The sequence below is a fragment of the Neobacillus sp. plas4 genome (genome assembly GCF_057221695.1).
This window is the reverse complement of the sequence record NZ_CM170152.1, coordinates 4806078-4821201: the sequence shown is the minus strand read 5'-3', so window position 1 is coordinate 4821201 and position 15124 is coordinate 4806078. Positions and strand designations below refer to the sequence as shown.

At 38.5% G+C, this 15124-nt stretch carries 9 protein-coding genes and 9 tRNA genes; 17 read left to right on the top strand and 1 reads right to left on the bottom strand.

Translation table 11 applies throughout. From position 1 onward, the window contains the following. Window positions 1–41: 41 nt before the first annotated feature. From AC2TFD_RS24335 to AC2TFD_RS24270, 14 genes are all read left to right on the top strand, one after another. Window positions 42–115, top strand: a tRNA-Met gene (locus AC2TFD_RS24335). 3 nt (window positions 116–118) lie between these two features. Next, a tRNA-Asp gene (locus AC2TFD_RS24330) sits at window positions 119–195 on the top strand. A 27-nt stretch (window positions 196–222) separates the two neighbouring features. Next, window positions 223–298 (top strand) — tRNA-Phe (locus AC2TFD_RS24325). 28 nt (window positions 299–326) lie between these two features. Next, window positions 327–402 (top strand) — tRNA-His (locus AC2TFD_RS24320). A gap of 18 nt (window positions 403–420) precedes the next feature. Beyond that, window positions 421–494: transfer RNA gene (locus tag AC2TFD_RS24315), tRNA-Gly, on the top strand. Between the two features lie 6 nt (window positions 495–500). Then, window positions 501–577 (top strand) — tRNA-Ile (locus tag AC2TFD_RS24310). A 33-nt stretch (window positions 578–610) separates the two neighbouring features. Then, window positions 611–685 (top strand) — tRNA-Asn (locus AC2TFD_RS24305). Between the two features lie 9 nt (window positions 686–694). Beyond that, window positions 695–785, top strand: a tRNA-Ser gene (locus tag AC2TFD_RS24300). A gap of 9 nt (window positions 786–794) precedes the next feature. Next, window positions 795–866, top strand: a tRNA-Glu gene (locus AC2TFD_RS24295). Window positions 867–1770: 904 nt separating this feature from the next. Then, window positions 1771–3717, top strand: coding sequence for a 1,4-alpha-glucan branching protein GlgB (gene glgB, locus AC2TFD_RS24290; RefSeq protein WP_335569850.1), 1947 nt, complete (start codon window positions 1771–1773; stop codon window positions 3715–3717). Further along, window positions 3659–4804, top strand: a complete 1146-nt coding sequence (locus AC2TFD_RS24285) for a glucose-1-phosphate adenylyltransferase (protein WP_335509097.1) — start codon at window positions 3659–3661, stop codon at window positions 4802–4804. The genes glgB and AC2TFD_RS24285 overlap by 59 nt, the downstream gene beginning before the upstream one ends. A 165-nt stretch (window positions 4805–4969) precedes the next feature. Further along, window positions 4970–6001: a GlgC family sugar phosphate nucleotidyltransferase gene (locus tag AC2TFD_RS24280; RefSeq protein WP_335509100.1), complete on the top strand. Its 1032-nt coding sequence runs from the start codon at window positions 4970–4972 to the stop codon at window positions 5999–6001. Continuing rightward, a complete protein-coding gene (glgA, locus tag AC2TFD_RS24275) occupies window positions 5998–7446 on the top strand; it encodes a glycogen synthase GlgA (protein WP_335509102.1) in 1449 nt (482 codons plus the stop codon). The genes AC2TFD_RS24280 and glgA overlap by 4 nt, the downstream gene beginning before the upstream one ends. Continuing rightward, on the top strand, window positions 7436–9829 hold the full coding sequence (locus tag AC2TFD_RS24270; protein WP_335569848.1) for a glycogen/starch/alpha-glucan phosphorylase: 2394 nt from the start codon (window positions 7436–7438) through the stop codon (window positions 9827–9829). Before glgA ends, AC2TFD_RS24270 begins: the two co-directional genes overlap by 11 nt. Window positions 9830–9872: 43 nt before the next feature. Here the strand turns inward: AC2TFD_RS24270 and AC2TFD_RS24265 are convergent, their stop codons facing one another. After that, window positions 9873–10811 carry a 1,4-dihydroxy-2-naphthoate polyprenyltransferase gene (locus AC2TFD_RS24265; RefSeq protein ID WP_335509106.1) on the bottom strand — a complete coding sequence of 313 codons (939 nt, stop codon included), beginning with the start codon at window positions 10809–10811 and terminating at the stop codon, window positions 9873–9875. Window positions 10812–11161: 350 nt separating this feature from the next. Between AC2TFD_RS24265 and AC2TFD_RS24260 the strand changes: the two genes are divergently transcribed. From AC2TFD_RS24260 to menH, 3 genes are read left to right on the top strand one after another with little or no spacing between them, the layout of a single operon-like run. Next, window positions 11162–12562: an isochorismate synthase gene (locus tag AC2TFD_RS24260; protein ID WP_335569847.1), complete on the top strand. Its 1401-nt coding sequence runs from the start codon at window positions 11162–11164 to the stop codon at window positions 12560–12562. A 1-nt stretch (window position 12563) separates the two neighbouring features. Further along, complete coding sequence (menD, locus tag AC2TFD_RS24255; RefSeq protein WP_335569846.1) at window positions 12564–14312, top strand: 2-succinyl-5-enolpyruvyl-6-hydroxy-3-cyclohexene-1-carboxylic-acid synthase; 1749 nt, start codon at window positions 12564–12566, stop codon at window positions 14310–14312. After that, on the top strand, window positions 14312–15112 hold the full coding sequence (gene menH / locus AC2TFD_RS24250) for a 2-succinyl-6-hydroxy-2,4-cyclohexadiene-1-carboxylate synthase (protein ID WP_335569845.1): 801 nt from the start codon (window positions 14312–14314) through the stop codon (window positions 15110–15112). Before menD ends, menH begins: the two co-directional genes overlap by 1 nt. The last annotated feature ends 12 nt before the right edge of the window (window positions 15113–15124 follow it).

The following is a 15124-nucleotide window of genomic DNA, read 5'->3' as shown; positions in this document are numbered from 1 at the left end:
TACAAACTATGGGCATGAGTAAGTGTAATAATTTCTATTGTCGCGGGGTGGAGCAGTCTGGTAGCTCGTCGGGCTCATAACCCGAAGGTCGCAGGTTCAAATCCTGTCCCCGCAATACGGTCTGGTAGTTCAGTTGGTTAGAATGCCTGCCTGTCACGCAGGAGGTCGCGGGTTCGAGTCCCGTCCAGACCGCCATTTTTTTAAAAATGGCATTATTTAAGTGGCTCAGTAGCTCAGTCGGTAGAGCAAAGGACTGAAAATCCTTGTGTCGGCGGTTCGATTCCGTCCTGAGCCACCATTTATAATTGGTGGATAATAAAATAATGGCGATTGTGGCGAAGTGGTTAACGCACCTGATTGTGGTTCAGGCATTCGTGGGTTCGATTCCCATCAGTCGCCCCATATAATAATTTATGATATGCGGGTGTAGTTTAGTGGTAAAACCTCAGCCTTCCAAGCTGATGTTGTGAGTTCGATTCTCATCACCCGCTCCAATTTATGGGCCTATAGCTCAGCTGGTTAGAGCGCACGCCTGATAAGCGTGAGGTCGATGGTTCGAGTCCATTTAGGCCCACCATATTCTTTTAAAAGAAAAATAAACTTCTATTGTTCCGCAGTAGCTCAGTGGTAGAGCTATCGGCTGTTAACCGATCGGTCGTAGGTTCGAGTCCTACCTGCGGAGCCATTTTTTTATGGGGAAGTACTCAAGAGGCTGAAGAGGCGCCCCTGCTAAGGGTGTAGGTCGGGTAACCGGCGCGAGGGTTCAAATCCCTCCTTCTCCGCCATAAATTTAAGGCCCCTTGGTCAAGTGGTTAAGACACCTCCCTTTCACGGAGGTAACACGGGTTCGAATCCCGTAGGGGTCATACAAAAAGGCTGATGATATTATATCATCAGTTTTTTTGTGTCTAATAAATAATGGAAAACTTATTCTTTATGAGCGGCCTATAAAAGGTCTATAGTGACCGAACCGTAGGAAGAAACTAGATTAGGGTAACTATAAAAGAGCTATAGTGACCGAACCGTAGGAAGAAACTAGATTTGGGTAACTATAAAAGAGCTATAGTGACCGAATTGTAGGAAGAAACTAGATTTGGGTAACTATGAAAGCTATAGTGACCGAACTGTAGGAAGAAACTAGATTAGGGTAACTATGAGCAGAGCTATAGTGACCGAACCATAAAATAATACTAGATCTGGCTCACTAAAAAAAGAATATATACCGCCACAACAAAAAGTGAGATCACAGGTTCACTCCAAAGGATCCTGAGAAACCAAATGTGAAGCTGCCTCCATTCGCCATGCTTGACGTGATTAATCCATAAAATCACCCCGCTTTTATCACAAAAAATATGTTGTTATATAAAAAAAGTAAACATATCGATCCCCAAACAGGACCATTCGCTTGTACATCCTATAAGGCGAGATTCTCTAATGTGATACCTATATCAATATAATATTATTCCTTCCCCGATTTTTTTAAAAATCGTTGTGAACGCTTACAGACAATGGTTTTTAGTAAATTAACTCGTTAAAGTTATACAAAAATCAAATAATATTTTTCCCCTATGAACTTAAAAAATTTTATATATTTTTGTCTATTCTCGATGGAATTATTGTGGATTGGTGTCGAAATAACTCGCAATATACTGTAATATGACAGTTTATATCCTTTGTTGTCAGAAAAGATAAAAAAGTTTTTGAGAATTATTAGTAGTTTGCACTTATAATTAACCCTTGAAATACATTTTCACAAGGATGAGGTTATTAATGGCAGTGAATACTTTATATCCAACAGACTATCAGTTGCATTTATTTCATGAAGGCAACCTTTTTCAAAGTCATCAACTATTTGGTGCACATGTATTTAGGGAATCAGAGAAAGTTTCTACTCGCTTTTGTGTGTGGGCCCCTAATGCTAAAGAGGTTCGGCTAGTTGGAGATTTCAATAGCTGGGATGGTGAAGGTTACGATTTACATAGGGTAAACAATGAAGGTGTATGGATTATAGTCATTAATCAAGACCTAAGTGGTTGCCTTTATAAGTATGAAATAATTACAGCACAAAATGAAAGAATTTTGAAAGCAGATCCATTTGCCTTCTACTCGGAGCTGAGACCAAATACTGCCTCTATTGTCCATTCTTTGAAAGATTATGATTGGCAGGATAATCACTGGTTGCAGCGAAAGGAAAAAAGGAACTTCTTATCTGAAGCACAGGTAATCTATGAAGTGCATTTTGGTTCCTGGAAAAAGCATGAAAATGGAGACTTTTTAACATATAAGGAAATGGCAGCAGAACTTATTCCTTATGTGCTTGAACATGGATTTACACATATCGAGATACTACCCCTTATTGAGCACCCCTATGACGGTTCTTGGGGATACCAGGGAACTGGGTACTTTTCAGCAACCTCGCGTTATGGCACACCACAGGACTTTATGTACTTTGTGGATCAGTGTCACCAAAATGGTATTGGCGTTATCCTAGATTGGGTACCAGGTCATTTTTGTAAGGATTCTCATGGTTTATACCGTTTTGATGGTTCCCATATTTATTCTTATGAAACAGAGAGTGACAGGGAAAATCAGGTTTGGGGAACAGCAAACTTTGATCTTGGAAAAGGTGAGGTCCAAAGTTTTCTCATTTCGAATGCATTTTTTTGGATTGATTATTTCCATATTGATGGATTTAGGATGGATGCGGTTGCCAACATTATTTATTGGCCAAATTCAACGGAAAATCTTGAAAACCCATTTGGAATCGAATTTCTAAAAAAATTAAACATTGAAGTTCATGAATATGATCCAACCTTTGTCATGATTGGGGAGGATTCAACGGATTATCCGAATGTTACTGCCCCAATTCATTATGGTGGATTAGGTTTTGATTATAAATGGAATATGGGATGGATGAATGACACTTTGGAGTACATTGAAACTCCTCCATTTTCCCGTTCAAATGTTCATTCTAAAGTGACTTTTTCGCTTCTATATACCTTCAGTGAAAACTTTATGCTACCGTTTTCCCATGATGAAGTTGTACATGGAAAAAAGTCATTATTAGATAAAATGCCAGGCGATTATTGGGAAAAGTTTGCTCAATTACGTCTGCTCCTAGGTTACATGTTTGCACACCCGGGTAAAAAATTATTATTTATGGGATTTGAAATTGGACAGTTTTCAGAATGGAAATATAAAGAGCAGCTCGATTGGAACCTATTAGACTATGAAATGCATCAAAACGTAAATCAATATGTTAAACAATTAACAAAACTCTATAAACGTTCCAAACCACTTTATGAGCTAGACCACATGCATGAAGGCTTTGATTGGATTGACTGCAATAACACTGACCAATCCATCTTTTCTTTTATCAGGAAAGGTAAAAAAGAGAATGACTTTTTAATCATCATATGCAATTTTACAGGTGTTCATTATCCTGAATATAAAATTGGCGTACCTGTACAAGGCGAGTTCCGTGAGATTTTAAACAGTGATCATACAGACTTTGGCGGCGCAGGATTTATTAATAAGAAAACATTTATGGCTTTAGAAGAGCCATTCCATGGTAAACCATATTCCGTTAATGTGACGATACCGCCTTTTGGCTTTCAGATCATACGACCAGTGAAAAAACGAAAGGAGAGAAAAGGTAATGGTAAAGAAAAAGTGCGTAGCCATGCTATTGGCAGGAGGGAAAGGAAGCAGACTTAATTCGCTGACGAAGGATTTGGCGAAGCCTGCTGTCCCTTTTGGCGGGAAGTACAGAATCATTGATTTTACATTAAGCAATTGTGCCAATTCCGGAATTGATACTGTAGGAGTGTTAACGCAGTATCAACCATTACTTTTAAACTCGTACATTGGTATCGGGAGTGCTTGGGATCTTGACCGTAAAGACGGAGGTGTTACCGTTTTACCGCCATATGCTGAGTCCTCAGAGGTAAAATGGTATACCGGCACGGCAAGCGCCATCTATCAAAATCTCAATTATTTAAAGCAATATCAACCGGAATATGTATTAATTCTATCGGGTGATCATATTTACAAAATGAACTACGAAAGTATGCTAGAATACCACATCGAAAAAAGGGCTGATGCAACGATTTCTCTTATAGAGGTTCCTTGGGCTGAAGCAAATCGTTTTGGAATTATGAATACAAACGAAGAATTAAGAATAACAGAGTTTGAGGAAAAGCCTGCAGAACCTAAAAATAATTTAGCATCAATGGGAATTTATATTTTTAGCTGGAATATACTTAAAGAATATTTGGAAATGGATGCTAGAAATACTAAATCCTCTCATGATTTTGGCAAAGATATTATTCCATTAATGTTAGAAGAGAATAAGAAGTTATATGCCTATCCTTTTAAAGGCTATTGGAAAGACGTAGGTACAGTTAGAAGTTTATGGGAAGCAAATATGGACCTATTAAATGATGAATGTGATTTAGATCTGTTTGATCATGATTGGAGGATCTATTCTGTAAATCCAAATCAGCCTCCACAATATATTTCTCCAGAAGCTATTGTTAAGGATTCATTAATTAACGAGGGCTGTACGATTGAAGGGGAAATTGAAAATTCTGTCCTTTTTCAAGGGGTAAGTGTTGGAAAAGGGACTACCATCAAGGAATCTGTCATCATGCCTGACGCTGTTATTGGTGAAAACGTAAAGATTGAAAAAGCGATTGTACCAAGCGAAGTTGTTATTCCTGCTGGAACAGTCATTCGATCACTTGATGATGAAATTATCCTTGTAACGGAAGAAATGTTAAGTGGATTTTATCCTGCTTTTTAATAAGACTTTTATGGAACTTTGAGTATTTTCCAGCTTAGGGCCCGCCCGGCTCTATTGTTTTAAAGCCAAGCACTCCGGATGGCAGCAAGACGCCTTCCGTCAGTGCTTGTCTTATGCATGCCGCAGGTGAACAGGCCCTAGCTTAAATTTTGGGAGGGACTAGTATTGAAGAGAAAGTTATTAGGTGTTATTGATGCAACTACTTATCACGAGGATTTAGAGGATCTTTTGACACATCGTTCGCTGGCAGCCCTGCCATTTGCAGGACGCTATCGCATTATTGATTTTGTCCTTTCCAGTATGGTGAATTCCGGAATTAAAAGTGTAGCGATTTTTCCTAAAATGACTTATCGTTCGTTAATGGATCATCTTGGTTCAGGGAAAAACTGGGATTTAAACCGCAAGAGTGATGGTCTATTCTTCTTCCCAACTCCAGTTGTAGATTCAGATATCAATAAAATTGGTACGTTTGAAAACTTTGCAGCTAACTTAGACTTCTTTTACCGCAGTTCTCAGGAGTATTCCATTATTACAAATTGCTACACTGTTTTCAATATGGATTTTAGACCATTGCTTGATAGTCATATTCAATCAGGTTGTGATATTACTGAAATTTTCCATGAAAATGGGTCTCCAATGAAGATGTATTTAGTAAAAACCTCCTTACTAATTGAGTTAATTGAAACAAGAAATGAAACAGGATATACATGCATGAAGGATGTCGTGTTAGACAATGAACATCATTACACTGTTTGTACCTATAAGTACTCCGGTTATGCTGTTATGATTAACTCAATTCAAAACTATTTTTCTACTAGTTTAAATCTATTAAATCCTGATGTTTGGAAGCAATTATTTATAAAAGAACAGCCTGTCCTAACCAAGGTAAAGGATGAGCCGCCAACAAGATATTTAAAAGGTTCTGTTGTTCAAAATGCAATGATTGCGAATGGCTGCTTAATTAATGGCAGTGTTGAAAATAGTATTATTTCCAGAGGCGTTAAGATCGGCAAGGGTACAGTGATTAAGAATTGTATCATCATGCAAAAATGTGTCATCGAAGATAATTGTTACCTAGATTCCGTTATTTTAGATAAAGATGTAAAGGTTGAAGCTGGTACAAACTTGACTGGTACTGCCAGTGATCCTTTTGTTGTACGGAAAGGTACGAAACAAGGAGCGTTGATGAATTCGTGAAAGTACTATTTGCAGTTTCTGAGTGTGGTCCATTTGCTAAATCAGGGGGTCTTGCAGACGTTGCAGGCTCCCTGCCTAAAGAGCTGAAAAGTCTTGGGACAGATGTTAGGGTGATTCTTCCAAAATATGGAACCATTGCCGAACAGTATAAAAGCGATATGAAAAAAATAAAAGAGTTCACCGTTCCTGTTGGTTGGAGAAACCAGTATTGTGGAATCGAGGAACTTAACTTTCAAGGTGTAACGTACTACTTTGTGGATAATGAGTATTATTTCAAACGCGAAGGTTTTTATGGATATTATGATGATGGCGAAAGATTCGCTTATTTTAACCGCGCTGTTTTGGAAGCATTGGAACACTTAGACTTTTATCCAGATGTCCTCCATTGTCATGACTGGCATACGGCTATGATTCCGTTTTTATTGAGGATGGATTATTACAAACGAAAAGGCTACGGGCTGATTCGAACTGTGTTTACCATTCATAATCTTCAATTCCAAGGCATTTTTCCAAGAGAAACACTTGGGGATTTACTTGGATTAGATGGGGAAGCCTTCCATCCTGAACATTTAGAGTTTTTTGGATGTATTAATTTTATGAAGGGTGCCCTTGTTGCAGCGGACGATATCACAACCGTAAGTCCGACTTATAAACAAGAGATTCAAACGCCTGAATATGGTGAAAAATTGGATGGACTTTTGAAAACAAGGGAAGAGGATCTTGTTGGGATCTTAAATGGAATTGATGACAAATTTTATAATCCAGCGGATGATCACCTAATTTATAAAACGTATACGTCAAAGACTCTTAAAAATAAAGCAGTAAACAAAAGTGAAATTCAAAAGTATTTTGGGCTGCCGCAAAGTCCGAATACACCTCTAATGGTTATGATTACCCGCCTAACGAAACAAAAGGGATTAGACCTAGTTAAGTGTGTTTTACAAGACATTCTTCATGATGATATTCAAATGATTGTCCTTGGGACTGGCGACTATGGATATGAAGAATATTTACGTCAGGCAGGAAATACCTATCCGGATAAATTAAAAGTACATATAGGTTTTAGTGAAGCTTTGGCTCATAAGCTATATGCAGCTGCAGATTTGTTTTTAATGCCATCTCTATTTGAACCATGCGGCCTTGGTCAATTAATTGCTATGAGGTACGGTGCAGTGCCAATTGTACGCGAGACAGGCGGGCTGAATGACACAGTACAATCCTGGAATGAGACTACCCAAGAAGGTAATGGTTTTTCTTTCAAAAACTTTAATGCTCATGACATGCTTTATACCATTAGGAGGGCATTACACTTTTATCATGACCCGTCTTGGGAATCAATTGTTCAAAAAGCGATGGAGAAGGATAACAGTTGGGCACAGTCGGCGTTTAAGTATAATCAACTTTATGCAGAGCTGATCTCGAGGAGTGAAACCCATGTTTTCTAGTACAACGGAATTCAAGAACACCTTTCTAAAAAGGTTGAATATGGTTTGCGGAAAGAGCTTTTCTGAAAGCTCCGACCGAGACCATTACCAGACACTTGGAATTATGATTCGAGAATATGTAAGTCATGACTGGATTACAACAAATGAGCGATATTTGGCAGCAAAGGGGAAACAAGTCTATTATCTCTCGATAGAGTATTTATTAGGAAAGTTGTTACGGCAAAACTTAATTAATTTAGGGATTGAAGAAACTGTACAAGCAGGTCTCAGAGACCTTGGGATAGATTTAGGCAATCTAGAGGAATTAGAGAGTGATGCAGGCTTAGGAAACGGCGGCTTAGGTAGATTAGCCGCTTGTTTTCTGGACTCCCTTGCTTCATTAAACCTTCCAGGACACGGCCATGGAATTCGTTACAAGCATGGTCTTTTTGAACAGAAAATAGTGGATGGATATCAAGTAGAACTCCCAGAGCAATGGCTTAGGAGCGGGAACGTTTGGGAAGTTCGGAAGGCAGACCTTGCTGTAAAAATACCTTTTTGGGGTAAGGTTGAAGGGAGAACAGAAAACGGACGCCTTGTGTTCCACCATTTACATGCAGAAACCGTGACAGCTGTACCGCATGATATGCCGGTAATAGGGTATAACTCCGAAACAGTGAATACGTTAAGATTGTGGAATGCTGAACCCTCTCAATTCCCTATTCATGAGGATATATTAAAATACAAACGAGAAACGGAATTAGTGTCTGAATTCCTTTATCCGGATGATACCCATGATGAGGGGAAAATTCTTAGATTAAAGCAGCAATATTTTTTAGTTTCCGCAAGTCTGCAGTCCATTATTAAAACGTACAGGAAAAAGCATGGAAATTTAAAAGATTTCCATGAACATGTCTGCATTCACATTAATGATACCCACCCTGTTTTAGCCATTCCTGAGCTCATGAGGATTCTTATTGATGAAGAAGGATTTGATTGGGATCAAGCCTGGCATATTACAAGGAATACGATATCCTATACAAATCATACAACTTTGTCTGAAGCATTGGAAAAGTGGCCGATTCGAATTTTCCAGCCGTTATTACCACGAATATACATGATTGTTGAAGAAATCAATGAACGGTTTTGTGGTGAGTTATGGGACCAATACCCGGGAGATTGGGATAAAATTGCGGGGTTGGCAATCATAGCTGACGGATTTGTAAAAATGGCACCATTAGCAATCTTAGGAAGTTTTAGTGTGAATGGTGTCGCAAAGCTTCATACAGAAATTTTAAAGACAAGGGAAATGAATGATTTTTATCAGTTGTTCCCGGAAAAATTCAATAATAAAACAAATGGAATTGCCCATCGCCGCTGGCTATTAAAAGCAAATCCTGATTTATCAGCGTTATTAACAGATTCTATCGGTTCGTCATGGACGCAATCACCGGCAGATTTGATTCAATTACTTCAATATAAAAATGATTCATCCTTTATGGAGCAGCTTTTGAAAATTAAAATAGATAACAAACAGCGGCTTGCTGAGGTGATTCAAAGCAGGAATGGTATTGTTGTTGATTCTTCCGCTATATTTGATGTCCAAGTAAAGCGTCTGCATGCCTATAAGAGACAGCTGTTAAAGGTATTACATATTATGTACCTTTATAATCAAATAAAAGAGGATCCTAGCTTTTCATTTGTCCCACGTGTATTCATTTTTGGAGCAAAGGCTTCTCCTGGCTATTATTATGCTAAGAAAATCATAAAGCTCATTAATACAGTGGCTGAAAAGGTCAATAATGATCCAATTATTGGAGATAAGATGAAAGTTGTTTTCTTAGAAAACTACCGGGTTTCACTCGCTGAAAAAGTTTTTCCTGCAGCTGACTTAAGTGAACAAATATCAACTGCCAGTAAAGAAGCTTCTGGTACGGGTAACATGAAATTTATGATTAATGGAGCATTGACCGTGGGAACTATGGATGGTGCAAATATTGAAATTCACGAATTGGTTGGGGACGAAAATATCTTCACCTTCGGGCTTTCGGCTGACGAAGTACTTCACTATTATCAGCATGGAGGCTATCAATCTATTGAATATTATCACCATGACAGCCGTATCCGCCAGGCAGTTGACCAGCTGGTAAATGGGTTTTTCCCGGGGGTCTATAATGAGTTTGAGCCGATTTTCGATTCCTTATTAGAGGAAAATGATCAATATTTCGTCTTAAAGGATTTTGCTTCTTATGCTGACACGCAAAAGAAAATTGGGGAAACCTTTAGAGACCAACAAATCTGGCAAAAAAAGTGTCTCGTAAACATCGCTCATGCAGGTTATTTTTCAAGTGACCGAACAATCCAAGAGTATGCAGACGATATATGGGGGATTAAACCCTTCTAATAAAATAAAAGGCTCCTGCTGTAAAAAGCAGAAGCCTTATTTTTTATGAAATAAAGTGTCCAAGGAAGATTCCAATAGCGAGTAAGAATCCAAAGATGGTATTGGTTTTTGCTGTTGCTTTCATGGCAGGTGCCATTTGAATAGGGGTATCACCTGCGATAAAGCCTTTAATTGCTTTCACAGCATTCGGTATACTAAGAAGGACAATTATTGTCCAAATCGGAGCAACACCTGTGATAATTAAACCCAATGCCCAAAGAAATGAGAAAGCGAACAGGCAAGCCATTAATTTAACTGCTTTCTTTTTGCCAATAAGAATCGCTAATGTTCTTCGGCCATTTTCTTTATCGCCCTCTAAATCCCGAATATTATTAGAGAAATTAATGACACCAACAAGAACTAATATAGGAACGGAAATAAGGATGCTTGTAGATGTTACCATTCCAGTTTGGATAAAGAATGAAATTAAAATGATTAACATCCCCATAAAGAACCCTGCAAAAATTTCTCCAAATGGGGTGTAAGCAATTGGCAGAGGTCCTCCGGTATACAAATAACCAATGGACATACAAACCAGTCCAAGAACGGCGAGCCACCAGCTTGTACTCATACAAATATATACCCCAATTAATAAAGCAATTCCATAAAGGCTAAGAGCAAGCTGCATAACTGTTTTTGGTTTTATTCCATCGCGGACAATGGTACCGCCAATCCCGATTGAATGTTCATTATCAAGCCCGCGTTTAAAATCATAATATTCATTAAACATGTTGGTAGCGGCTTGTATTAATAAGCTTGCGATTAACATGGCAAAGAAAAGACCAAAATGGATTTCCCCATGTGAAAGTGAAAGTGCTGTACCTAGCAGAACTGGAACAAATGAGGCCGTTAAAGTATGAGGACGCGTCATTTGCCACCAAACTTGAATACCGCGATTCGATTCGACAGCGGGCTTTGAAGTGTGCTGTAAATTTGGCTGCATTCTCTTCTCCCCTTTAAAAAGTTTTTATCTATATCTATGGTTAATTAGTATTATGAAGTTCAGACATTCCAACCCTTAGTATATGAAATCTGACAACAAGGGTCAAATATTTTTTATTAGGTAAATTAGCAGATAATTCCTGTCTGATTATAAATAGAGTTTTGGAGGGAAAATGTAAGTACCGAATAAAATACAAATAAAACCCTGCTCGGAATGTTTTACGTTATAATAAAGTATGGTAGAGGATAGGTAGTGACAAGTATGACTGACTTCTTTACAATGAAGTAGTATGTTTAAATTGGCATTAAAATGAATGGATAGCAGTCATTGGCTGTTTTGGAGGGATTTTTTTGGTTACCATTCAGGAAACGGAATTAAAGGAAAGGGTTATTTTGGCAGTTAGAACGGCCCAAAGACTAGGCCGGTCGATTTTAATGAGTGAAGTTCATAAAGTCGACAATATTAACCCATTATCTTTTTTTAATAGTGGAAGTGAACGCTATCTAGGGGAACGCTTCTATTGGAAAGACCCATCCGAAGAAGTTGTAATTATTGGCCTTGGCATATCTAAACAAATTCAGTCGGATCAGGCTACTGACCGCTTTTTTCACGTTGAAGAAGAGTGGGCAAAGTTTTTAAAGGATAGCCATATTTTTAATCCTTATAAAGAAAATGGTTTAGGTCCAGTTATGTTCGGGGGATTCTCCTTTGACCCGCTTAAAGCGAAAACGTCACTTTGGTCTAAATACGCGGATTCATTATTCCATATTCCAAAATATATGTTAACGATTGTTGAAGGTCAAACGTTTTTAACGACCAATATGGTTTGTACACCGAATGATGATGTTACACTTTTTGAAAAAGTTAACATTGAACGAGCTCAGTTACTATCATCGCTCGAACAAGATTTTACTTTTAGTCCGGCTAAACTCACTCAAACAAAAGAAATTTCACCACGGCAATGGAAGCAAAGTGTAGATGATTTAGTAATGGATTTAAAAAATGGACCATTGAAAAAGGTTGTTCTTGCCCGTGAATTAAGATTATTTTTTGATAATAACATTAAAGCCGAGGTTATTCTAGAGAATTTATACAATCAACAGCGGGATAGTTTTATCTTTGCTTTTGAATCCAATGGAGATTGTTTTATTGGTGCCACACCTGAAAGGCTGGTAAAAAAACAGGGTAACGATGTCTTTTCAACCTGTCTTGCGGGATCGATTAAACGTGGAAAAACGGAAGAGGAAGACGAGATTTTAGGGCAGACATTATTAAATGATCAGAAAAATCTTATTGAGCATGGATTTGTCGTAGAAATGATAAAAGAGGCATTAGAGGAATCTTGTGAGGAAATCATCCTCCCAGATAAACCACGGTTAATGAAAATTAGGGATATTCAACACCTTTATACCCCTGTGATTGGTAAGTGCCACAATGACGCTTCGCTGCTTTTATTAGTAGAAAGGCTCCATCCAACCCCGGCTCTTGGCGGACTTCCTAAACAAGAAGCAGTTGAAAAGATTAGACAAAGCGAGGAACTTGACCGTGGTTTTTATGCGGCACCACTGGGATGGGTCGATTATCGAGGAAACGGTGAGTTCGCGGTTTCTATAAGATCAGGTCTCATTCAAGGTCAGGAAGCCTCATTATTTGCTGGTTGTGGTGTAGTTGCTAATTCTGATTCAGAAAGTGAATATTTAGAAACAAGCTTAAAATTTAAACCGATGCTTCGCGCCCTTGGAGGAAAATAATATGGATCATCAAGTATCATTAACGGCTTATTTAGCTGCCTTTGTGGCGGAATTAGTGCAAACATGTATAAAAGATGTTGTGGTCAGCCCTGGGTCAAGGTCAACCCCTATGGCGATGGTAATGGCTGAACATCCAGAAATAAATATTCACATCCATGTGGATGAACGCTCTGCCGCTTTTTTTGCATTGGGGATTGCGAAAACAACAAACAAGCCAGTTGCGATTTTATGTACGTCTGGAACCGCTGCTGCGAACTATTTTCCAGCAATTGTGGAAGCGCACTATTCACGAGTTCCATTACTTGTATTAACAGCTGACCGTCCTCATGAACTTAGAGAAGTTGGTGCTCCACAGGCGATTAATCAAATACATTTATATGGCCAGCATGTAAAATGGTTTGCCGATATGGCTTTACCTGAGAATAGTGACGAAATCATCCGCTATGCACGCACTGTTTGTGCACGTGCGGCAGCTATTGCAATGCAGGCACCTGCTGGTCCGGTTCATTTGAATTTTCCGTTTAGGGAACCACTGATTCCAAAATTGGAGGAAGGTATCTTTCAATTAGAAGAACGGCCTATGGGGTATGTGAAGGTTCGAAACGGGGAATTGACCATTAGTGAGGATGAATTCAGAGAAATTGCTTCAAAGCTGAGTGAATACAAAAACGGTATTATTGTATGTGGAGACATAACAGACGAACAGTTTGCTCAAGCCGTCACAGAGTTATCTTCTGCCTTAAATTTCCCAATTCTAGCTGACCCTTTGTCACAGCTTAGAAGTGGGAAACATCAACTAGAGAACATTGTGGAGACTTATGACACATTTTTGCGAAATGAAGATGCCAAGACATTTTTAAAGCCGGATGTTATTCTCCGATTTGGAGCAATGCCTGTTTCAAAGGCGTTGACTATTTTCTTAAAGGAAAATCACCATGCTGAACAATTTGTTATTGATGGTGGCGGAGGCTGGCGAGACCCTGCCTCATTATCTACTGAAATGATATTCTGTCATGAAACTTATTTTTGTGAGCGGTTAGTAGCTTCTATCGATAAACGACAGTCAGCAAACTTCTTAGAGAAATGGCAAAAAATTAATAATCTTACAAAGGAAAACATGTCACTTATAAGAGATTATCAGAAGTTAAGTGAAGGCCGGTTATTCTACCAATTAGCAGAAATGCTGCCAGAGGGTGCTACATTGTTTGTTGGTAATAGCATGCCAATTCGTGATCTAGATAGTTTCTTTCTCAACAATCATAAATCCATTAAAGTAATGGCCAATAGGGGTGCAAATGGTATTGACGGAACGGTATCCACAGCATTAGGAGCTGCTTTATACTCGCAGCCTTTATATTTGGTTTTAGGAGATCTTACTTTTTTCCATGATCTTAATGGTTTGGTTGCAGCAAAATTATATGGTATTGATATTAGGATTATTGTTGTTAACAATAATGGAGGCGGCATTTTTTCCTTCTTACCACAATCGCAGCACCCAAAGAATTTTGAACTTTTATTTGGCACTCCGTTAAATTTAGAATTCGAGCATGCAGTTACCATGTTCAATGGGAATTATACGAAAGTAAAGGACTGGGACCACCTAGGGGAGCTTATGAATACATCATCTAAAAGCAACGGATTAAATGTATATGAAGTTGTCACCAATAGAGAAAGCAATTTAAGTGAACATCGCGAATTTTGGCGTATTGTTTCCCAGGAAATATCAAATTTTGTCAAAGGTCTACATTAATGCAGGTAAATAGTAACGGCCTTACTTATAATGTCGAGGTGTGCGGAGAAGGATTTCCATTACTTCCATTACATGGATTTACTGGAGATTCTTCTACATGGACACCTTTTTGTCCGGTTTGGGGGAAGCATTCAAGATTAATCATTCCTGATATTGTCGGTCATGGTCAAACAGAATTATCAGAGGATATTAATCGGTATAAAATGGAAGCGGTTGCGGCAGATTTGATTTTTATTTTAGACCGGCTGGAAATTGAAAAGTTCGACATCCTTGGCTATTCAATGGGTGGAAGACTAGCGCTAACGATTGCCATTCTTTATCCACATAGAATTCGAAAGCTTATTCTAGAAAGTGCGTCACCCGGGTTAGTAACGGAAGAAGAAAGAATTATGCGCCGAATGAAAGACGGGGAACTAGCAAACTTTATTAATGAACATGGAATAGAAGCATTTGTTGACTATTGGGAAGCCATTCCGCTATTTTCATCGATGGATGCACTTCCGGAACCAATGAAAGATAGGATTAGGGCACAACGGTTATCCAATTCTTCAAAGGGCCTTATGAATAGTTTATTAGGGATGGGGACTGGAGCTCAGCCATCTTGGTGGGAAAAGTTACAACTGCTAAGTTGTGAAGTGTTACTTGTGACGGGAGAAAAGGATGAAAAGTTTTGTAGAATAGCTGAAAAAATGCAAAAGTATTTAAAAAAAGCTTCATGGATTGTAATAAATGGCTGTGGACATGCAATTCATGTGGAACAAAAAGAAAAATTTGGTACAATAGTAAGTGACTTTTTATAAATACATAATTAA